Raw genomic sequence first — 20,917 nt, 5'->3', positions numbered from 1 at the left:
CTAGCAGGTTCAACAGGCCATTTTCGTCGTTCTGGAACAGGCAACGCTTGCCGAGCTCGATGCCTCGGTAATTAAAGGCACGAGCGACGTGATTGTGTTTCGCGATGTCGGTTCCAATGACCAGAGTCGTTTCAGAAATTCTCGAAATCCGTTGATTTTGTTTGTTCGATTGGTTAAACTTCATAGTGAGCGTCCTCCTCTAATTAGGGCAGTGAATGTCAACCATTCCGAGACCCAGCATACAGGAGGCGCTTTTTGTTTTGCAAACCGCATTTTAATTCATCACAGGAATAGCTCCTTACAATTTTTCAATAATAGTCGCAACCCCTTGCCCCACGCCGACGCACATTGTCGCCAGCCCATAGCGGCAATCCCTTCGCTGCATTTCATGCACAAGCGTGGTCACGATCCGGGCTCCGCTGCATCCAAGCGGATGACCAAGCGCAATCGCTCCACCGTTGACGTTGACCTTTTCCCAGTCAAATCCAAGCTCCTTCACACAAGCGATCGCTTGCGAAGCGAACGCCTCGTTGATTTCAATCAGGTCAAGCTGGTTGACTGTGAGACCGGCCCGTTGCAGCGCCTTCCTGACAGCCGGAATCGGCCCGATGCCCATATAGGCCGGGTCGACTCCCGCCGCCGCCCAGGTGACGATCCGCGCCATCGGGGTTAAGCCAAGTTTGTTCGCCGTGTGACGCTCCATGATCAACAGTGCGCTCGCGCCGTCATTGATACCGGACGAGTTGCCTGCGGTCACCGTTCCATTCTGCCTGAATACGGGCTTCAACTGCGCCAGCTTTTCCAATGTCGTATCGGGCCGCGGATGTTCGTCAGTGTCGAAACTCACGGTCGTCTTCCCCTGCCGGACTGCGATCGGAACGATCTCCTTCCGAAAGCATCCGCTGGCGATCGCCGCAAGCGCTTTCTGCTGGCTGGCGAGAGCGAATTCGTCCTGTTCCTCCCGTGAAATCCGGTATCGCTCGGCCACGTTTTCCGCCGTCTCGCCCAGGCTGATGGGCGGGTACTGCTTCGCCAGCGCGGGATTGACAAGACGCCAGCCGAGCGTGGTGTCGTACAACGTCTGATTGCCTCTCTCACCGCTCAACTGCGGCTTCATTAACACATAGGGAGTGCGCGTCATACTCTCCGTTCCACCGGCGATAAAAATGTCCCCAATCCCCGTCTTAATCGCCGCAGCCGCCTGGTTCACAGCTTCAAGGCCGGATGCGCACAACCGGTTGACGGTGACGCCCGGAACCGTCTCCGGCAGGCCGGCCAACAGCACCGCCATTCGCGCTATATTCCGATTGTCTTCCCCCGCCTGATTGGCGCAGCCGAAAAACACATCTTCCACTCGATCGGGATCCACCGGGTTTCTCGCCAGCAGTTCTCGAATTACGTGAGCTGCCAGATCGTCCGGCCGAACATCACGCAAAGCGCCATTCACCCTGCCAATCGGGGTTCTCACCGCATCGACAATGACTGCATCCATCATATTTGGCAGCTCCTTTCCAGCAGATGAACATCATGAATAGGAATAAAATCCCCGGCCTGTTTTTTTGCCGAGCCAACCGGCATGCACCATTTTTCGCAAAATCGGAGCGGGCCGGTAACGGTCCTCACACAAATTCCGGTAAAGCCCGCACACGATCGCGTAGATCTCGTCCACTCCCACCTGATCCGCCCACTCAAGCGGCCCCAGAGGATAGTTGGTACCCTTTCTCATGGCCGCGTCGATGTCTTCGACAGATGCGACCCCCTGCATCCACGCAAAGGCCGCTTCGTTCACGATCATCGCCAGAATCCTCGGGAACACGAGCCCCGCCTCATCGGCGACCGTTTCCGTCTGTTTTCCGAGGCTCTCGAAAAATTCCGCCGCTTTCTTGACAGAAACGGGATCTGTTTGCAGCGCGGGGGCGATCTCGATCAAATCAAATTGCTCCCAATCGCCCAGCGCCCCGAAACCGACCAGCCGGTGGGGGTACGTTAACCGGGCAGCCGTTTCGGTCGCCGTAATCGCCAAAGTAGTGGACAAAATCAGAGCATCGCGGTCGAGCAACGGTTCAATTTCGATCAAATGGGCTTGCTTCCGTTCCAACTCCACATTCGTCGTTTCGATAACGATCTGCGGTATCTGAGCACGACGCTCGACCGCCTGGATGTCCACACACTCAAGGAACGGGATTCTGTTGATCTCCTGTCGCAATCGGTCCGTGAAGGGGCCGGAACCGATTACCAGGACGTTTGTCTTATCCCTCATAACGGTAGTATCCCCTTCCCGACTTGCGGCCGAGTTGGCCCGCCTGCATCAGCCTTTGTTGATAGAAATGCGGTCGAAACCGGGAATCTCCGAAAAAGCCGGCAAAAACCGATTGGGTGGTCGAAAAATTGACATCGATCCCGATCAGGTCCTGCAGTTCAAAGGGACCCATGGGGAATTTGCCCGCCTGTTTCATGATCCGGTCAATTTGCTCGACCGATGCCACCCCGTCCCCCAGGATGCGCAACGCTTCATTATAATAGGGGCGGGCGACCCGATTCACAATAAACCCGGGAGTATCTTTGCATTTCACCGGATGTTTTCCCATATCGACAGCCAACCGGCTGAGTGTCTCAACAGTCGCGTCAGACGTTTGAATCCCCTGCACGATTTCCACCAAAGGCATCAACGGCACCGGATTGAAAAAGTGCATCCCGCCGACCCGTTCCGGACGCTCGACAACGCTCCCAATTTGCGTGATCGACAAGGAGGAAGTGTTCGACGCCAGAATCGTTTCCGGCGGACAACAGTCGTCCAACCGCTGGAACAGTTGCTGTTTCATGTCGAGCGTTTCCGGCACCGCTTCGATCACAACCTGACACGACGCCATTTGCTCCAGGTCGGTCGTCACGTGAATCCTGTTTTTGGCGGTTTCCGCCGCTTCCTTCGGAATTTTTCCCTTTTCCGCCAGCCGGTCAATTCGCGCAGCGATCCCTGCCAGGGATGTCTGGAGAGCTTCTTGCCGTACGTCGTACAGCAACACATGAAACCCCTGCTGGACCGCGACCTGGGCAATTCCGCTTCCCATCGTGCCCGAACCGACGATTCCGATCAAACGGATTTCCACCTGCATCGCCCCTCTGTTTCAGTCTGAGTCGAATCCGATTTCTTCCACCGTGTTTTGCCAACGGACGTATTCAAACACGCTGCGGCAAGAATGGCAGTAATATTGCCGAACAAGTTGCGCCGTTCCGAAGGGGGAATGCAGGGATACCTCGCTCGAATTACAAAATGGGCAGCAGGGCGGGCGATCAATGAGCATGCGCGATCTCCTCGCGCGCCAGCGATTTGGCCATTTCATCCCGGAACCGTTTCAGCAGGGCGGCATCTTTCACCATGTATCCTTCTTCTGTCAGCACCTGCCGGTTCTCGATCGCGCTCAACCATGCTTCCACTTCCAACGCGGCAGCATCGAGAGCTTCCCGGAATTTGCGCGGGATCGCTCCCCGATCTTGCAGCAATTGCTCAGCCCATCCGCGCGAATAGATGATATGCTCTCTTTGTTCCCTGATCAGCTTGTGGATTCGCGCCGCCACATCGGATCGGTTGGCTGCCAGCATCGACCGCAGCACCAGGTCAAGGGCGGTGTTGACTGTGTACAGGCCCGCGATCAACGTAATCCAATCGTGGATCTGCACAACACTTTTAAAGGCCTTGCCTGTCTGGGCGGTGATGTCCGGCTTCTTCCCCCCGGTTCCCCGCAAATCGTACACCCAGTAGTACAGCACCCTGGCGTGCCCCAATTCTCCTTGCGCCATCGCGATTGCGGCGAGAGTGGCCTCCAGATTGGGCCCGCTCACACCAATGTGAACCAGTTTGTCCCCGAGAACGAACTTGTTGTCGGCGATCGTCTCGATAATTTCAATGAACGTATCGATTCCAGCCGATTTTTCAGCCATCGATCTGTACCTCCTCTTTCCCCAGGATCCCTTTCGGCCGCCTGACCCAACGGATGGATGGTCTTGGAACTACGCACATCTCGACCCAGTCTTCCTCGTCATACACATACTCGGCGTATACTTGCGCCAGCTCATCGTTGGGCGCTTCCACAGTTCCGATGTGCAGCAAACTGTCACCCCGGTGAATCCGCGCAAATACGTCATATTCCATTACACGCTAACCCCCCAACGCCGCATCTTTTGTTTTGCTTCCTCCGACAATCGCTCGCTCGTCCAGGGAGGATCCCACACCACGCGAATTTCCACCGACCGGACGCCAGGTTCTCGCAGCAGCCGTTTTTCAATATCCTGTTCGATCCAGTCCATGCAGGCGCAGGAGACGGCTGTGAACGTCATGGTGACGACGACGTGGCCATCCTGTTCCTCAATCTTGTAAATCAGTCCCATATCGACCACACTGACGGGAAATTCCGGGTCCAACACCTCTTTGAGCGCTTGCCACAACCGTCTTTCCAACAGATTGATGGCAGCCACGTCATACCACCTCTTCGCGGAGCGCTTGCATAGCGAGTGCCCCTGCCTGAATCTGCTGCACAAATTCCCGGTTTTGCGGACCCCGCTGCTTGAAGCGGGCGATCACATTCTCCCAGGTATCGGGCTGATCGAACAGCCACTTCCTGTTCTCGACGTCAAACTTGCAGGGAAACGGAAAATCCAGCACGTATTTGCCCGTCGCCTCGTCATAATGAGCCGGTACTTTGACGCCGATCGATTCACAGAACGGAACCGCTGTGGATAACCATTTCTGGCGCAGCTCGTCATTGCTTCTCCCTTTCAGCTTATAATCCAACTGCGCCGAGCGGGATTTCAGTTCGTCGGCCACCCCGAAAAATTCAAGTGCCATCGGAAACATCCAATCGACTGCCCGCTGCACTTCCTCCCGTTTTTCCGGATCTTCCATCGCCGTGCGCATGATGATTTCCCCGTTCCGCAGATGAAACAATTCCTCTTTGTCCACCTTGACCAAGGCTCGCTTCCAGGGGCCATAAGACGTGTGTTCATACGCATCACCCAGCAAGGTGTAACCGGCCCGGTCAAAAAAAGCGTTGAAAACGCCAACCTCAATCCAGGTGGTCAGCCGGAAATCGAACGCATATGGATTTTTCCACTTATGCGGTTCGCGGTGATACAACAGTTCTTTCGTGTCCACACCCAGATCGGCAAGCAACCGGTAAGCGATGTGCGCATGGCCGATTTCGTCCTGGATCACAGCGAGCGCGGTGATCTTGCTGTTTAACGTCGGAGCTTTGTCATAGACGCTCAACAGCGGGGGTACGCTGAGAAGCTCCGTATCCCCCACGATCAACAGGGTCTGTTTCAAAGCATTCAGATACTCCACATTCATGTCCTCGATCGTCTCAACGACAAAGCCTTCGTGCACTTTTTCCTTGAGCAGTGCCCCTTGATCCATATTCACCCTCCATTCTATATTACGTTTTTTTGATTACCGTCTGTATTTCATAATATAATGATGTTTGAGTTTTCTGTCAAGCTCAAGAATGAAATTTTGTAAAAAAAAAAAATTGAAACAATGGGCTTTCGCCCACTGTTTCAATCTAACACACAGCACCATATCCCATTCGTTTTCTTCCGGCTGCTATCCACTTCAAGTGATCAAGTAAGGATGGCTTTTTGTTTGGAAACGCGAGTGAGGCGCATAGCGGAGGTTTTGTTATGAGATCCCCCGGATAACGCATTGCGATTTTCGTCTCTTCGTATATAATGCATAATGAATAGGTTGCATGAAATGTAAAGGGACTAATCTTTACCGATTAGTCCTTTCGATTGCGGTTTAACAATTTGCGGTTGCGTAAAATCTCTCGGCTTTTCACATGCAAAACCCCTTCCGGCGTCAACCGCACTTCCGGCAGGTGGGTCGACGACAGGAACAGCAGCGTGTAAATCGGATCGTAATGGGCGTGGCCCCGTTCTCGCAACAGCTTCTCAAACGTCTGTGCCCGCTCGATCAAATGTTCCATATCCTGCGTCGACATGCCCCCAAGGATCGGCATTTCCAGTTCGAACAGGATCTCTTGATCCTCCACCATCACAATCCCGCCGCCGATTTCCAGCACCTGGTTGACGGCCCGGGCCATCGCCGCCGGATGCTGCCCGATCACCAAAATTCCCTTCGCCGCGGTGTAGGAGCTGGCAAGCGCGTCGAGCCGGTCGGCCATGCCGACGATTTTCGCCTCGACGATCGCACTCCCGTCGCGCGCAAACAGGGCAGCGTGCAGCACACCGTCAGAGAGCGTCGGAGCGGCCGGCGAATGTTCCGTCCGGGCATCCGTCTGCAGGCGGGTGATCACCGGATTTTCCAACCGTAGCACCGGCAACTTCGCTTCCATAGAAAAATCGGACTCGGACGCCCGCCAATTTTCCTGCAGTTTGCCAAGGCCGGCCGCCTCCCAGCCGATTCCCGCCCACGATACCAACAATTGACCGCCCCGAGCTGCCCATCGTCCTTCGGCCAAAACGGCCGCCGGAGTCGGCCGATCCAGATCCTCCAGCACCAGAACGTCAGCCAGGCGGCCAGGGGCGATGCCGCCGATTTCGCCGTCCAGTCCGTAGTAGGTGGCCGGGTTGATCGTCACCAGCTGATAGGCTGTGACCGGATCCATGCCCGCTTCGATCGCCACCCGCAGCATCGCATCCGTATACCCGTCTTGCAAAAAAGCGGGAGTTGAGCCGTCTGTCGTCATCATCAGCCGGCTCGTATTTCCCCGGTAATCGGCGAGCCCCTTCACGATCTGCGGCAGATCCGGCCGCAGCGAACTGTAGCGGAGCGTCGTCCACAATCCGATGCGCAGCCGCCGCAGCGCTTCCTCCGCCGTTATGGCCTCATGCTCGGCCGTGATGCCGCCTGCGGCCAGCATCGACAGGGTTTCCAGCGAAGCGCCCGGCAGATGTCCCTCGACCCGTTTTCCAATCCGCAACGCGTACAGCAGATTTTCCGCCATTTGCCGGTCGCCGCCCAGCAGCTGCGGCCACCCGGTCAATTCTCCCGCCTGCACCACCAAAGGATGATCCAGCAGACGCCGGATGCGATCCGGCGCAAAAAACGGGGCAAATTCTTCCGCATGCGTCTGCGGATCGAGCCTGGCGCTCCAGAGCATTTTGACAGGCCAGTTTCCCATCTCGTCCATCAACCGCAGAAACTTCGCTTCATCGATCAGCATATACAGGCCCATATTGTCGTTCACCAGTGTCGTCGTGCCATGCCGCAGGACATACCGGGCAAGCGACTCCGGGTTGTACACTTGAAACGGATGGCAGTGCGGTTCGATGTAACCGGGACACAGATAGCGTCCCGTCAGATCGACCACTTCCGTATCGGGTCCCACCATCGCGTCCGATGGTCCGACATAGGCGATATGCCGGCCTTTCACCGCCACGTTAGCCGCTTGCAATTCTCCCGTATACACGTTGATCACCGTGGCCCCATGCAGGTACAGATCCGCCTTGACCTTCCCCTTGGCCACACCCAGCAACTGAAAATATGTATCGATCTCGAGCGCACGCAACCGCCTTTGGCACTCCATCATTCGATCCCCTCCTGGTTCAAGAGTACCAGGAATCCGTCCGAGCGACCAGTCGGTATGATAAAAAGAAAGCAGGATAACCAATGGGCCGTCCTACAAACACGGCCCAACTCCTTATTTTTTCAGAAGATTTTGTATCACGCGCTCCATCATCGCTTCCGACATGGTACCCTGCAGGCGGTCGACGACCACACCGCTCGGGTCAACCGTCACCGTCGTCGGAATGCCCACCACCTGGTACGCGGTGGCCACACCCCCATCCTCGTCCAGCAAATTGCGATATTTGACCTTGAATTCCTGCAAAAACTGTTGGCGGGCTTGCGCGTCCTGGTCCGAATTGGTCAGGTTGATGCCGAGAAACACGATCTGATCCTTGTAGGTTTCCGATTTTTTCACAAGGTCGGGCATCTCCTTCCGGCACGGGTCGCACCAGGACGCCCAGAAGTTGATCAGCACCCGCTTGCCCTTCAGATCGCTCAGCTTGACTGTGTTGCCTTCCAGATCTTTCAAGGCAAAATCGGGCGCCGGATAACCCGGTTGCGGCAGCGCCTGCTGCTGCCCGGCGGCAGGCTGCTGGCCGGCCGGAGTCCCCTGCCCCTGTTTTGCTCCCTGGTTGCCAATATTCATAAAGACGGCGGACAGTGCCACACCCGCCACAAGTATGCCAAGCATCATTTTCCAGTTTTTCATATCTGCCCTCCGCGTATCTTTTTCGAAGTTCCCATCTTGGCACACTTGGCACCCGCAGTGCCAAAACGCGACCGTTTCCGTCACTTGGACTTGAATTTTCAAAATCCCGTGAACCCGCCGAACAGGCGAACCAGATAGATCGTGATCGCCGTCATCGCGTTCGTGTACAGCAAAATCCCCATCAGCACCATCACGATCCCGCCGATCCGGGCGATCACACCCGAATACTTGAGCAGCCAGCGAACCGAACCGAGGCTGTAGGCTAGGATCAGAAACGGAATCGCAAACCCGAGCGAATAGGCGATCATCAGCCGGGTGCCGTTGGCCGGATCGGTGGCCGCAATCGCCAGAACGGACGCCAAAATCGGTCCGATGCAGGGCGTCCAACCGGCGGAAAAACTGATTCCGACGAGCAGTGAGCCGAAATACCCGGCCGGCTTGTTCCGCAGATGCCATTTTCGCTCCTTCATCAGCGATTCCCACTTGATGACGCCCGCCAGAAACAGCCCCATCACAATGATAACGATGCCGCCGATCTGGCGAATCAAATCCTTGTACTGGACAAACAGCCGGCCGACCAGCCCGGCGCTCGCGCCCAACGCAACAAAAATCACCGAGAACCCCAACACAAAGAACAACGAATGGACGAGCGCCATTCGCCGGATCGCAAACCTGTCCCGCTCCCCCTGCATTTTGTCGTACGAAATTCCCGTAATGTAGGAAATGTACGAGGGATATAGCGGCAAACAGCAAGGCGAAAGAAACGACAAAACACCTGCCGCAAACGCGACCATAAAATTCGGATTTGTGGTGTCGAACAACCAGATCCCCCTCTTCCGCTTCAGCTCCTGTTCCCATTATAGCGAAACAATCGTGAAGTTTCTGTGAAGAAGACGAATTTGCGGCGGTCATGCCCTCCAGCCGACCCACCCCGTGGCAGGCAACTTCTATGATATAATTTACATACTCTTCACCATCCATCCGCGAGGTGCGTTATGAACCAGATCGGCCAGTCGGACATCAATCGGATTGTGGAATTGTTGCAAGCAAAAATTTCCCCATACCTGGTGATCCTGTTCGGATCTGCCGTCAAAGGCGCGATGACGCCGGAAAGCGACATTGACATCGCATTTTTGACCGATTACAAGGTGAACGAATACGAAATTTTTCTGTTGGCACAGGAATTGGCAGACCGGCTGGGAAGGGAAGTCGACCTGGTCAACCTGGACAAAGCCAGTACGGTTTTCAGGGCGCAAGTGGTCGGCACCGGAAAGATCATCCACGACGGCGACCCGTACAGAAGAAAATTGTTCCAGATGAACACGCTGAGCCAGTATGCGCTGTTAAACGAGGAACGGCAATGCATCTTCGACAAGCTGAAAGAAAGGGGAACCCTATTCGGTGAATGATGTGGTCTACAACAAAATCCAAACGATCGTCCGTTGCATCAAACGGATTCGCGAAGAGTACCAGGATGACCCGGCCAATCTGGAAAATTTCACAAAGCAGGACGCTATTATTTTAAACATCCAGAGAGCGTGCCAGGCATGCATCGACCTGGCGATGCACATCACCGCTGAAAAAAATCTTGGAATCCCGCAAAACAGCCGCGATGCGTTCGATCTGTTGCACCAAAACAAGCTGATTGATGCCGAAATGAACGCAAAGTTGAAGGCGATGGTGGGGTTCCGAAATATCGCGGTACACGATTATCAATCGGTCAACCTCGCCATCGTACGGAACATCATTGAGCATCACTTGCAGGATCTGAAAACATTCGCCGATCATGTGATGCGGCTCGGGTAGTCGTGCATCGTTTGCAATTTCCGGAAATAGGGGATGCTACTCGCGAGGTGAGTCTTGTGAGAATCGCGTCCCTTTCGTTTGGGCGGCCGCTGTGGGTGCTATTGAGCGGGATTTTGTTTACACATTTGGGGTATTATCTGATTTTGCCGCTTTTGTCGATCATACTGGCGAAAGAAAGAGGGTTGACGGTCGCCGAGGTGGGAATGGTGCTGGGGGCCGGGTCGATTTCGTTTCTCGTCGGCAGTTTGCTGGGAGGCTGGCTAAGCGACCGGCTCGGCCAACGGCGGACATTGGTAATCGGCCTGCTGCTGCGGGCGGCCGGTATGTTTGTCTACGGTTTTGTATCGACTCTGCCTTTCTTGTTTGCCGCTTCGGTGACCACCGGTGTCGGCGGGGGCATCTATACGCCGCCGGCAAAAGCGGGGATTGCCACATTTGCCACCGAGCACAATAAATCCACCGCCTTTTCCTTCCGCGGCATCGCCGCCAACATCGGAGTCACGCTCGGTCCGCTGCTTGGGACGTTGCTCGCCGCCGGTTCCTCGGTCGGCCTGTTTGTGGCCGCGTCCCTGATTCACGCCGGTCTCGCGTTGACGCACCGGTTGTTGCTGCCGGCCGATTGCACAGCGCCTCATTGCGACGTCCCGGACAAGGGGTTCGCTTGGGAAATCTTGAAAGACAGGCCGTTCCTTGTATTCAGCCTGGTCACCGCTTTGGTGTGGGCTTTGTACGCGCAGCTGACCTTCTCACTTCCGCTGCGGGCGGCCGATATTCTGCCCAATCCGAAAACGGTCGGCCTGCTGTGGTCGGCGACCAGCGTCATGGTGATCGTTCTGCAAGCTCCCGTCACCCGCTTCACCACCGGTATTTGGCATCCGCTGCTGATCCTCGCTTCGGGCGTGGTGTTGATGGGGATTGGGCTGGGAACGGTCATGTGGTCAAGCCGATTTTTTCATCTGCTGCTGAGTGTCGCCATTTTCACATTGGGGGAAATGATGGTGATGCCGACGGTCGATACAGTCGTTTCGCAACTGGCCAAGCCCCGGCTGATCGGAACCTATTTCGGGGTCGCCGCACTCGTCTGGGGATTGGGTGAATCGCTCGGCAACGTGGGGGGCGGGCAAATCATGAACCTCGCCCGCCGCCTGAACGAACCGGATCTGCCCTGGACGGTGTTCGCAATCGCGGGCGGGATTTTGGGGCTGCTTCTGTACAGCCTCCGCCTCTGGCCCGCACTCGCCTGGCCGTTGTCCGGCACGCTGCTGGAACGAACGGAGAGGACGCTGTCTCCGGCAGTCCTGTGGAGAAAGAAAACGAAACATTGAAGCCGGGCAGTCGTTTCATGCAAAAAAGCCGGAGGTTGACTCCGGCATGTGCGTTCAGACACTCTTATGCCAATACTTCCTCGAAAAATACCAAAGTCTTGGCCCAAGCATCACGCGATGCCTGAACATGGTAAGAAGCACGCGTGTCGTTGAAAAATGCATGATGGGCGCCCTCATAGATTTCGTATGTGAAGGATTTGCCCGCTTCTTGCATCGCTTTTGCAAACCCGGGCACTTGCGAGGTGATGCGTTCATCCAGGCTTCCAAAGAAACCGGCTACCGGGCAGTGAATCCCTTTTATCTGTTCCTTACTCGGCAGGTTGCCGTAATACACCACCGCGCCTGCGAGCGAAGGCTCCCTGCATGCCAACAGAGCGGACAACGCGCCGCCCATACAGTAACCGACAGAGGCCACTTTTTGTCCACGGCTGTGCTTATATTCCTGCAAGAACCGCAGCGTCGCCTGCAAGATCTCAAGACGTTCCGGCAAGCGAGCCAACCCGCCGAAGAGTTCGGCAAAAGTGGATCTGATCTCTTCCCGTTTTTCTTCCGGCAGTTTTTCCAATGCTGCTTCACGGGCAATCGGGTCGTGCCAGGAAGCGGGCGGCAAAGTATTGAGGAATGCTTTCACTTGTTCGATGCGCTCCTCTTTTAGCACGTCCGGACGTTGGCCATTTTCTGCATACAGATCCGGCGCAACAGCCAAATAGCCTGCCTTCGCAAAGCGATCGGTCAAATCCAAAATGTGTGCGTCTGTACCCCAAATCTCCTGGATCACAATTACAACCGGCAGCGGTGTGTCCGCGTTTGCCGGACGAGAGATATACAACCGGTAACTCCTCTCACCGCCGTCAAAATTCAACCAGTCCGTATTTAGCGACATGTCGAAACCTCCTGTGGGTTGTTACTGATTGGCACTTTTGGAAAAACGGTAACCGGAAAATACAGAAAGTTTTTCCGCCACTTCGCGAACTGCCGGCAGTACCGTATCGGATACAAAATCATCCCTCAATACAGACTCGGGGGCCGCCACATTTACAGCAGCAATCACTTCACCATTCCTGTCAAAAACGGGTGCTGCAACTGAGCGTATCCCGCTTTCAAACTCCCCATTGCTCATCGCATACCGCTGTTGCCGGATTGTCTCCAGTTCCTGAAGCAGCTCCAAAATCATTGTTTTTGTATAGTTCGTATAAGGTTGCAATTCTGTTCCGAACAAAATTTCCTTTATACGCTCTTTCGATTGGAATGCGAGCAAAACTTTTCCCATCGCAGTTGCATGGGCGGGTAACCGGGAACCGATCGTAACGTTAACGGTGGTCACACCTCTTGCCGCTTCCCTCGCAACATACACAACTTCTCTGCCATCCAGAATTCCAATATGAGCGGACGCGCCAGTTTCGTCCCGGAGCCGTTCCAGATACGGTCTGGCAATCTCGGGAAGCTGCAAGGTGCTTAAATAGGCAAAACCCAATTCCAAGACTTTCGGAGTCAGTTCATATCGCTTGGTGTGTTCGTCCTGCCTAAGATACCCCAAGGTTTGGAGCGTGTACAACAAACGAAACGGAGTCGTCCGGCTGACTCCCAACCGGTTGGCAATTTCAGAGAGCGATAATGTGGGATTCTCCGCATTGAACATCCTTAAAATGTCCAGGCCCCGCACCAGGGAATTGGAATTGTATCGATCCTTCTCATCAGATGGCACCACTGTCCTCTCCTTTCCGCGAGTACATCTGCTCGTGTTTCTTCAGAAACTCCAAAACATGATGATTAAACGCGGCCGGATTTTCCTGGTAACACAAATGACCTGTTCCAGGGATAATGACGAGTTCCGATTTTGCAATACCCGCGTGAAGAATTTCAGATTCACGAACCGGTGTTACCTTGTCCAACTCCCCACAGATCACAAGTGTGGGAATGTTGATCAATGGAAGCAGACCGGTTTGATTCGCGTTGTATAGTGAGTATGCAACCGACCGGTAACCAGCAGGTCGAATTTCCGAATAAAGACGTTCAGCCTCTCGCCGAACTTCTTCCGGTGCGTTTGGAGCCAACAGCTCGCCCACCCTTTGTTTTGCGATTTCCTGAGGTGTTAACGTTTCGATTGAAACCAACCGGTTCCGCAATTTCCTTTCATTCAGTTCCGCATCCCCCGCGGCGTTTCCTCTGGTGCCGTCCGCCAATATGAGCGCTTTGACAACCTCCGGATAGAGACAGCAAAAATCAAGTGCCAACACACTTCCCATGGAATGGCCAAGAAGATAAATGGAATCCAGGTTCAGTTTTTCCAGGAATCCTTTTAAAATTTTGGCGAACTGTTTAAATGTGGTGATCGCTTTCGAAGGATCCGAACTCTTCCCATACCCGGGCGCATCCCAGGCGATAACCGTAAAATGATCCTTTAGTCCCTCCAACTGATTTCTCCAGGAACGGGAATTGCTCCCCATCCCGTGCAGCAGCAGCAGAGGCGATCCATTCCCTTCTATTTTATAATGGATAGTCAAATTTTCCACCTGGATATATGGCATTCCTCATCTTCCTTCTATCCATCAAATTTTTCAAGCAGTTCGATGATCACTTTAAACGTAGATGTGGTGTCCATGTAGGCGTATTTGCCCCACCCATTCCAAAAGTTCCCTTTTTGAATAATCGGATATCCCAGTTGTTCCAACACCCTGATTTTTTCTTCCAGATTGTTGACGACGAACGAAATGTGGTGAACCCCTTCGCCTATTGTCTCGAGGTGGTGTTTCCAGGTGCTTGGTGAATCGTCCGGTTCGATCAGTTCGATTTGGATAAGCGGCGTGTTAAGAAACATAAATTTCGCTTGTGCTTTCGTTGGCTGGCCCTGGAACACCACCTGCGCAGCATCGCTCGCACCCGATGCAAGAACCGGCGGCTTCGGGATCCCAAGCAACCTACAGTACGCTTCGGCGACAGACTCGATATCACGGACGACAAATGCGATTTGCGCCACCGTGTTCGTTCCGAGCAGCGGTTGCTCATCGCCATCTTTGCGCTGTTGCTGGGAAACTGCGTGCGGTTCCTCTCGTTCCAACAGCTCAACGACCGTTTTGTATGCATCCATGGTATCCACGTAAGCGTATCTTCCCTTGCTTGACGTAAATTCACCTGTTTGCAGGACGGGAAATCCATGGTCCTCCATGATCGACAAACATCGTTTCATGTTGTCGACGTCAAAGGCGATATGATGAATGCCTTCTCCGACGGCATCCAAAAATTCCCGCATTGTGCTCGATGCATCACTTGGCTCAATCAATTCGATTTGCACAGATGGAGTATTGATAAAAATCAATTTGCTCCGTGCATCAGACGGCTCGCCCCGGAAAACAATTTGCGAAATTTCCCGTGGTCCCGTCAAAAACCAGGCCGGTTTGGGGATACCCAGCAATTTCGCAAACGCTTCCGAGACCGCCTCGATGTCCCGGACCACAAAAGCGATTTGATGGATGACATTGTTGCCCAGCAAAGGTTCCGCCATTGTGGATTTTCCTCCTAACCCAAACCGCGTACGGCCAGTCCGCCGTCGCTCGAAATCACTTCTCCCGTGATTGCACGAGATTTTTCGGATGCCAACAATACGTAGGCTCCGACATGATCCTCGGGAGACATGACGATGCGAAGCGGATTTCGCCGCCTGATGCTGCTCGCTTTCGTTTCGCTATCCACCAGCTTGACAAACGGCTGCAGCGGACGGATGACATTGAGTGCTGTCAAGGTCCCACCCGGCGCTACCGCATTCACTCGCACATCGGGAGCCAGCTCAAACGCAAGCTGGCGCATCAATCCGACTTGCGCATGTTTGCTCGCTGTATACCAGACGCCGCCTCCATCAGGATAAAATCCGGCTCCGGAGACGGTAAAAATCATATTTCCATTCGTCCGTTTCAGTTCGTCGACCGCCGCTTTCGCCGCATAAAAGTAACCTTTGACGTTTACGGCAAACAGCATTTCATACGCATCAGCAAGCGCTCCCGGAGTTACATCGACGAATTTTGCAAACCCGTCGAAAACGCCCGCGTTCGCAACAAGCACATCCAGCTTGCCCCAGATTTCCGTCGCCATCCGTACCGCCCGTACATGGTCATCGTACATGGTGACATCACCGGCAATGCACCGAACGACCTCGCCAAACTGTTGTTCCAACTCGCGCAAACGTTCCACCGAACGGTCGAGAATCGTGACCGTGGCTCCTTCCTTGATAAACGCTTCGGTCACAGCTCTGCCAATGCCGGAGGCACCGCCCGTCACATACACAGATTTTCCGGCTAATTCCGCCATTTTGTTCCCCCTACCCGGATGCGTTTACACAAAAATTGCCAGATTCCGTGTATTTAATGTTGCCTGATCGACCAGGAAAAAGCGTTTGGACAGCTTCCATTCACCGTCAACCCATGTGAATTCATCCCGTCGTTCACCGGAAATCAGGTCATGGTGAATGTCGGTTGTCCGGTTGCGATAAATGAGCAAATAGCTATTGACGACCGCCTTTTCGTTCGGGATGTATTCGATCACCCGAACGTTGCTCACGAAACGGCGTGTCCGCGACGGCGGAATTTCCGCCCAGGCGTAATCTGTTTTCAATCGGTCAATCCGCATTTTCAAAATGTCGATATCGTCGTTAAACGCATACATATCGGTTGAATAGTCCGGCCGTTCCGTTCCTTCCTTATTCACGCGAACCGGCATTTGGTACAGTACATCGGGATGCAGCAGGCAAAACCATCCGTCAAAGTCGATCTCATCGAGCAGTTTCGCTTCCCGATACAACCATTGTTCGAATTCGTATGTTGCCAGCACCATCTCCATGTTCATTCAACCCTACCTTCTTTCTTTTACGCTTTCATCAATTCCAACCAGTAACGATAGTAGTTCCGCTGGCTTGCTTCCGAAAACTTGTCGGCATACACAACACCCGGACCGGGGAAATCTTTCACCGGTTCCCGATGCATGCCCATCGTGTAATTGAAGTTGAAATTTTTTATGAACGGCAAAACCCCTGATGCTGCAGCCGTAATGTCCGTAAAAACTTCTGTGTCATCCTGTTCAAAAATACCGGACGGGCTAAACGTAAGGACAAACGCTTCCCGAGAACGCTTTTTCCAGTCTTCGGATGCGTTTTTCTCCACCAGGAACCAGATGATCACTTCCATCTTGTCAACCCCGACCGGTTTCCAGAGCCGAAGCGTCGTGTTGGAAATCAACTGTCCTTTGACCTTGGTGTGAGAGACCAAAAACGACAGGTTGGGAAACAGATTGCCAATGATGTTTTTCACATTGGACATCAATTCAAATTGTTCCGGTGACAGGTTCGCTTTATATTCCGGAATCAGTTCTTCAGGAAAAGCAAAATCCGGATTTGGCATACCGATATTGCAACCATGTCCGTTCTCCGTATACACCTGATATCCTTTTTTGGAATAGGTGGCGCTTGGCACCATCCCCAATTGGGCAATCGAACCGTGCGTCACCATCGTATGGTACGAATCGCCGACAAAATTATCGGAACCGATTTTCCAGTTTGAGTGAACGATGAATTTTTGCGGTGGTCCCACCACTTCCATCGCCGTCCGGCCGACGACGATATCCAGGTACCATTTGAAGTCACCCAGAAAGTCTGACAGAGGCTGTGGGTTATCGTTCCACGTGCCGAAAATAAGTCCTTTGTATGTGTCGATCTTCACTTGATGCAAAGCCAGCTGTGCGAAATCAAGCTGACCGCCGTAAATGTCCTGCTGTAAGGGCACACCGATCAATTCGCCACTGTTTTTGAACGTAAAACCGTGGTAGGGGCAGGTAAATTGCGCTTTGTTTCCTTTGTCGGCGCGACACAGTTTCATTCCCCGGTGCGTGCACATATTGTAGAACGCGCGGATCACCCCATCATAGCTTCTGGCAACGATAACTGAATAGCCAGCCAGATCCCGCGTCATATAATCGCCCTTGTTGGGAATCTCCGATTCGTGACCAAGAAACACCCATGTTTTCATAAAAATTTTTTCGTGCTCCAGCTTGTAAACCACAGGATCCCCTAGAATGTAAGCAGGGATAATGCCTTCCTCCGGGCGAACCGTCTCGTTTAAATACTCAATCGCTTGCTCGCGCGTCATCTCGTCCAACCGAACATCCGGTTTGATCATCGTGCTCTCCCTCCCTCTGTCTGTATCAAAACGGCTTGAGTTCCGGTTTTCTCCGGTTGACTATACCGCACTAGATTTCGGCACCGTTTCGGCGGCGGCCGCATTCAGTTTGCGAACTTCCTCCGCTTCTTTTTTCAATGTGAACAAATAGGCGACAGCACCGATTCCCGCAACCACAATCAACATCACAATCGATGGACCGAAATCACCGCCCGCTTTGTCCCGCATCCAGCCCATGATGTAGCTGGAAAAACCGCCAAGAATGTTGGTGAAGCCCATCAATCCGGCCGCACGTCCTGCCGTCTCGGGTGTTGAATATTTCACAATGAACAGGTTACTAAGGTGAAATACACCACCCTGCGTTCCCATCGCAAGTCCTAAGCAGAATCCTGCTATAATCGGACTGGACGTAACAGAGGCTACTGTCAGAAAAACTGCGCACAAGCCGAACAAAATGGTTGCAAGCAGACCGGGACGTCTGGTTTTGTCAGCCAAAAATCCACAGACCAGCACGAAACCAAGTGCGAACAGCCAAGACAAGGATGTGATTCCCGTCATCGCTTCACGGGCAAAATGTTTCGCCTGGATCAGATACGTCGGCAGCCAGATACTGAGACCAAAGAACAGGAAGGAAGCCGCAAGCATGCCGATCCAAACGATCCAGTAACGGTAATCCTGCACAAACATCTGCTTTGACTGTCCCTGCTCATTCGGATCGGCCTGTCGGATATAGGAAAGCTCTTGCTTCCTGATGCCAGGATGTTCTTCCGGGGTATCGCGCGTCAAGAAAATGAACATTGGAATGTTAATGAACAAGTTGCAGAGAGCAAGGATATAGAACGCCGCGTGCCAATGCATTGTTGCGATCACCAGCGACAATATGACAGCTCCGATAGCCGGCCCCATATAGTTCCCGGCAATCCAGGAGGCTTGTGCTCGTCCAATCTCCCGACGGTTGAACCAACTGGAGATAAACTTGCCGCAAACAGGAATCATCATTCCTTCACCGATCCCGAGAATGATACGGCTCACCATGAACATTTGATACGAAGAAGCAAGTGCCCCTAGTACCATCGTAACCGTCCATACGGATACCCCAAAAATCGCCGTTTTTCGCGCGCCGATTTTGTCGATGACGAATCCCCAAAAAACATTGGAGAGCGCATAGGATACAGTAAATGCGAACGTCAACAGGCCGATTTTCGCATTTTTGTCGGGCCCGGTGAGACCCAGGTCTTGCAAAAATCCCGGATCGGTTTGGATGACCGAGATGCCCAACTTGTCAATTTGACCGAAAAACCAGAAGAAGAAGATCGGCAGTGCGATATAAATCCAGCGTTTTTGATTGTTCAACATCGGTTTGACCCCCGTTTCACCCGATTCGAGTCACTTCATTTTGATTTTTTAAGGTTGCCAACACGCTTAACGCAGCCAAATAGCTTGTTTTCGGATTGTTGGGCATCGGATTGTTTTCCAAATTTACTGTGATTTTCCCGAATGAACCTGCCGCTTCGATAAAATGGTTGTTCCGCCTCACTTTCGGATCGGCAATGATCGTCACCCGTGTTTTCTCACCCCCTATCCCCGCTAGGGAAAGAATGATAGATACATTTATATTTTGAGGGAACATTTTGATAGCTTCTTCAGCAGATCCCTCAAACAAAACCAGTTCGTCCGCGATCGGTTCTTTGCCAAGGGCTTGGGGCGGCTTTCTTGTTGTAATGGATACCGAATCCAATTCACCCAGCGCCATGGCAGCCTTCACTACATCCAATCCTCCTATGGCGCCGGACGGAAGATAGATTTTGCTTCCGTGTGTTTTACAAAGCTGGACAAGCCTGTCATAGAAGGCGACATCCGCGAGTGCTCCGACACTGACGATCAGCAAATCCTTTCCGTTTTTGACAATGTCAGGAGCATATTCCTGCACAACCTGGATATTTGCCGCTTCGATAACAAGGTCGATGCCCGATTGAATAAACGCGATAAAATCATTGAAAGAACTGACACCATATGTTTCAGCTTCATGTTTCAATCGATTGGTCCTCGCATCGTAGACCGCTTCAATCCGGCAGTCCGGTAGAACTCTGTCCATATTAAGGGTCTGCAATAGAAATCTGCCGATATTTCCGCATCCAATCAGACCTATTTTCATTGACGATCCCCCGTTTTCAGTTCGCCAATCCATAGGAATCCGCAAACAGTTCCAATCCGCACCATCTGGTTTCCCGGCTCAGCCCGCTTTCCTTAAATCCGGGAAAATCAAGGCGAAGATCCTGAAAAATCGTGTGATTGTTATGGAATACAGCACCCGCTTCCAACTGGTCCGCCAGTTCGATCGCCTTCGCTTCGTCAGCGGTCCAGACAGATGCCCGCAAACCAAACTCGGTATCGTTTGCCATCCGGATCGCCTCTTCGATATCGGAGTAGGCGAGAATTGGAATCACAGGCCCGAATTGTTCCACCCTGACCAATTCATGCTGCTGGTCGATACCTGTCACAATGGTCGGGAGTATAAAATATCCTTCTTCCCACGTATCGGGATCCAGCTTTTGCCCGGCGGTCACAACGTTGGCGCCCAATTGCCTGGTTCGATCGATCAGTCCCGTCACAAAATCGAATTGGGATCTGTTGTTGATCGGTCCCATTGTGGCATCCGGTTGAATCCCGTTCCCCACCACCACACGCTGGAATTCTTTCGTCAATTTCACAACGAATTCGTCATAGCGGGATTCATGTACATACACACGTTTTATGGCGGAACACACCTGCCCGGCAGCTCGCAAAATCCCCATGCGAAAACGCTGCATTGCGGTTTGGTCCAGAACCGCATCCGGAAGGATAAGTGCCGGATCGTTTCCGCCGAGTTCCATATACAGTTTCTTCACAGTTCCTGCCGATAAACTCATGATTCGTTTTCCTGTTTCCGTACTGCCTGTAAATGCAATGGTCCTGACGCGTGGATCACTGCACAATTCTTCCCCTACCAGCGTCCCCGAACCTGTAACCACATTGATCACTCCGGGAGGAAAATGAGGTTCAATCACTTTCAGACAAGCCAAAACGGTTAGTGGGCAATCGGTTGCCGGTTTTACAACCACCGTGTTCCCCGCGAGAATGGCAGGAATCACCCGCTTAAACCCCCATGCCCCTGGCGGGGCACAACATGATTATGAAAATGTCCTCCAAAGCGATTTACTTTTCGGCGTCCATAAGCGAATATGAAACCAAGCAGGACAGGAAGGTTGTGTTTTTTATGGGGGATCGACCCCGAGGCTTAAACTAGCCACAGCCGCCTTGAGCACAAATGATTGTTGCCACGAGCACATCCATCAAATTTCCCTGGGTCAGGCGGTTGTGCCCTGCTTGGAAAGGATGAGATACTTGGACGCTA

Annotated in this window: 24 protein-coding genes and 1 pseudogene; 3 read left to right on the top strand and 22 right to left on the bottom strand. The window is 53.1% G+C overall.

Annotated elements, in window-relative coordinates:
* The 12 genes and pseudogenes from C230_RS0103675 to C230_RS0103625 form a co-directional block, all read right to left on the bottom strand.
* A pseudogene (locus C230_RS0103675) lies at positions 1-184 on the bottom strand (IS110 family transposase); the annotation flags it as partial.
* Positions 185-298: 114 nt separating this feature from the next.
* Positions 299-1,495, bottom strand: coding sequence for a thiolase family protein (locus C230_RS0103670; RefSeq protein WP_018130689.1), 1,197 nt, complete (start codon positions 1,493-1,495; stop codon positions 299-301).
* Between the two features lie 30 nt (positions 1,496-1,525).
* Complete coding sequence (locus C230_RS0103665) at positions 1,526-2,260, bottom strand: 3-hydroxyacyl-CoA dehydrogenase family protein (protein WP_018130688.1); 735 nt, start codon at positions 2,258-2,260, stop codon at positions 1,526-1,528.
* Positions 2,250-3,113 carry a 3-hydroxyacyl-CoA dehydrogenase NAD-binding domain-containing protein gene (locus tag C230_RS0103660; RefSeq protein WP_018130687.1) on the bottom strand — a complete coding sequence of 288 codons (864 nt, stop codon included), beginning with the start codon at positions 3,111-3,113 and terminating at the stop codon, positions 2,250-2,252. Before C230_RS0103660 ends, C230_RS0103665 begins: the two co-directional genes overlap by 11 nt.
* A gap of 12 nt (positions 3,114-3,125) precedes the next feature.
* Positions 3,126-3,302, bottom strand: a complete 177-nt coding sequence (locus C230_RS23985) for a PaaD-like zinc ribbon domain-containing protein (RefSeq protein WP_456151916.1) — start codon at positions 3,300-3,302, stop codon at positions 3,126-3,128.
* A complete protein-coding gene (locus C230_RS0103655) occupies positions 3,292-3,939 on the bottom strand; it encodes a Phenylacetic acid catabolic protein (protein WP_018130686.1) in 648 nt (215 codons plus the stop codon). The genes C230_RS23985 and C230_RS0103655 overlap by 11 nt, the downstream gene beginning before the upstream one ends.
* Positions 3,932-4,150 (bottom strand): hypothetical protein, encoded by a 219-nt coding sequence (locus C230_RS0103650; RefSeq protein WP_018130685.1) that lies wholly within the window; start codon positions 4,148-4,150, stop codon positions 3,932-3,934. Before C230_RS0103650 ends, C230_RS0103655 begins: the two co-directional genes overlap by 8 nt.
* The gene (locus C230_RS0103645) at positions 4,150-4,473 is read right to left on the bottom strand and encodes a metal-sulfur cluster assembly factor (protein ID WP_018130684.1); all 324 of its coding nucleotides are present in this window, start codon (positions 4,471-4,473) and stop codon (positions 4,150-4,152) included. Before C230_RS0103645 ends, C230_RS0103650 begins: the two co-directional genes overlap by 1 nt.
* Position 4,474: 1 nt before the next feature.
* On the bottom strand, positions 4,475-5,410 hold the full coding sequence (locus C230_RS0103640) for a Phenylacetic acid catabolic protein (protein ID WP_018130683.1): 936 nt from the start codon (positions 5,408-5,410) through the stop codon (positions 4,475-4,477).
* Between the two features lie 361 nt (positions 5,411-5,771).
* Positions 5,772-7,544 (bottom strand): adenine deaminase C-terminal domain-containing protein, encoded by a 1,773-nt coding sequence (locus C230_RS19315; protein ID WP_018130682.1) that lies wholly within the window; start codon positions 7,542-7,544, stop codon positions 5,772-5,774.
* 111 nt (positions 7,545-7,655) lie between these two features.
* Positions 7,656-8,231, bottom strand: a complete 576-nt coding sequence (locus tag C230_RS19310) for a TlpA family protein disulfide reductase (RefSeq protein ID WP_018130681.1) — start codon at positions 8,229-8,231, stop codon at positions 7,656-7,658.
* Positions 8,232-8,329: 98 nt separating this feature from the next.
* A complete protein-coding gene (locus C230_RS0103625; RefSeq protein ID WP_018130680.1) occupies positions 8,330-9,052 on the bottom strand; it encodes a cytochrome c biogenesis CcdA family protein in 723 nt (240 codons plus the stop codon).
* Positions 9,053-9,226: 174 nt separating this feature from the next.
* Between C230_RS0103625 and mntA the strand changes: the two genes are divergently transcribed.
* Genes mntA through C230_RS19305 form a run of 3 tightly spaced genes read left to right on the top strand, consistent with a single transcriptional unit; the run spans position 9,227 to position 11,362 of the window.
* Positions 9,227-9,640 (top strand): type VII toxin-antitoxin system MntA family adenylyltransferase antitoxin, encoded by a 414-nt coding sequence (mntA, locus tag C230_RS0103620; protein ID WP_018130679.1) that lies wholly within the window; start codon positions 9,227-9,229, stop codon positions 9,638-9,640.
* Positions 9,633-10,037: a type VII toxin-antitoxin system HepT family RNase toxin gene (gene hepT / locus C230_RS0103615; RefSeq protein ID WP_018130678.1), complete on the top strand. Its 405-nt coding sequence runs from the start codon at positions 9,633-9,635 to the stop codon at positions 10,035-10,037. The genes mntA and hepT overlap by 8 nt, the downstream gene beginning before the upstream one ends.
* A 47-nt stretch (positions 10,038-10,084) precedes the next feature.
* Positions 10,085-11,362 carry an MDR family MFS transporter gene (locus C230_RS19305; protein WP_169332827.1) on the top strand — a complete coding sequence of 426 codons (1,278 nt, stop codon included), beginning with the start codon at positions 10,085-10,087 and terminating at the stop codon, positions 11,360-11,362.
* Between the two features lie 64 nt (positions 11,363-11,426).
* Here C230_RS19305 and C230_RS0103605 read toward each other — a convergent pair whose 3' ends face one another.
* The 10 genes from C230_RS0103605 to C230_RS19300 are packed head-to-tail and all read right to left on the bottom strand — an operon-like array spanning position 11,427 to position 20,654.
* Positions 11,427-12,245: a dienelactone hydrolase family protein gene (locus C230_RS0103605; protein ID WP_018130676.1), complete on the bottom strand. Its 819-nt coding sequence runs from the start codon at positions 12,243-12,245 to the stop codon at positions 11,427-11,429.
* 21 nt (positions 12,246-12,266) lie between these two features.
* Positions 12,267-13,067 carry an IclR family transcriptional regulator gene (locus C230_RS0103600; protein WP_018130675.1) on the bottom strand — a complete coding sequence of 267 codons (801 nt, stop codon included), beginning with the start codon at positions 13,065-13,067 and terminating at the stop codon, positions 12,267-12,269.
* Positions 13,057-13,890: an alpha/beta fold hydrolase gene (locus C230_RS0103595; protein ID WP_018130674.1), complete on the bottom strand. Its 834-nt coding sequence runs from the start codon at positions 13,888-13,890 to the stop codon at positions 13,057-13,059. The genes C230_RS0103600 and C230_RS0103595 overlap by 11 nt, the downstream gene beginning before the upstream one ends.
* A 14-nt stretch (positions 13,891-13,904) precedes the next feature.
* Positions 13,905-14,864, bottom strand: a complete 960-nt coding sequence (locus C230_RS0103590; RefSeq protein ID WP_018130673.1) for a VOC family protein — start codon at positions 14,862-14,864, stop codon at positions 13,905-13,907.
* Positions 14,865-14,878: 14 nt separating this feature from the next.
* Entirely contained in the window at positions 14,879-15,664 is a 786-nt protein-coding gene (locus C230_RS0103585; RefSeq protein WP_018130672.1) for a 3-(cis-5,6-dihydroxycyclohexa-1,3-dien-1-yl)propanoate dehydrogenase, read from the bottom strand.
* A gap of 24 nt (positions 15,665-15,688) precedes the next feature.
* The gene (locus tag C230_RS0103580) at positions 15,689-16,198 is read right to left on the bottom strand and encodes an aromatic-ring-hydroxylating dioxygenase subunit beta (RefSeq protein ID WP_018130671.1); all 510 of its coding nucleotides are present in this window, start codon (positions 16,196-16,198) and stop codon (positions 15,689-15,691) included.
* A 20-nt stretch (positions 16,199-16,218) separates the two neighbouring features.
* Entirely contained in the window at positions 16,219-17,523 is a 1,305-nt protein-coding gene (locus tag C230_RS0103575; protein ID WP_018130670.1) for an aromatic ring-hydroxylating dioxygenase subunit alpha, read from the bottom strand.
* Between the two features lie 60 nt (positions 17,524-17,583).
* Positions 17,584-18,879 carry an MFS transporter gene (locus C230_RS0103570; RefSeq protein ID WP_018130669.1) on the bottom strand — a complete coding sequence of 432 codons (1,296 nt, stop codon included), beginning with the start codon at positions 18,877-18,879 and terminating at the stop codon, positions 17,584-17,586.
* Between the two features lie 16 nt (positions 18,880-18,895).
* Positions 18,896-19,678 (bottom strand): aspartate dehydrogenase, encoded by a 783-nt coding sequence (locus C230_RS0103565; protein WP_018130668.1) that lies wholly within the window; start codon positions 19,676-19,678, stop codon positions 18,896-18,898.
* A 16-nt stretch (positions 19,679-19,694) separates the two neighbouring features.
* Complete coding sequence (locus tag C230_RS19300; protein ID WP_018130667.1) at positions 19,695-20,654, bottom strand: aldehyde dehydrogenase family protein; 960 nt, start codon at positions 20,652-20,654, stop codon at positions 19,695-19,697.
* Between the last annotated feature and the right edge of the window lie 263 nt (positions 20,655-20,917).

This window comes from Effusibacillus pohliae DSM 22757, from assembly GCF_000376225.1.
In the GTDB taxonomy this organism is placed as follows: domain Bacteria; phylum Bacillota; class Bacilli; order Tumebacillales; family Effusibacillaceae; genus Effusibacillus; species Effusibacillus pohliae.
Note: the sequence above shows the minus strand (reverse complement) of the source record. Positions and strands in the feature narration are given on the sequence as shown.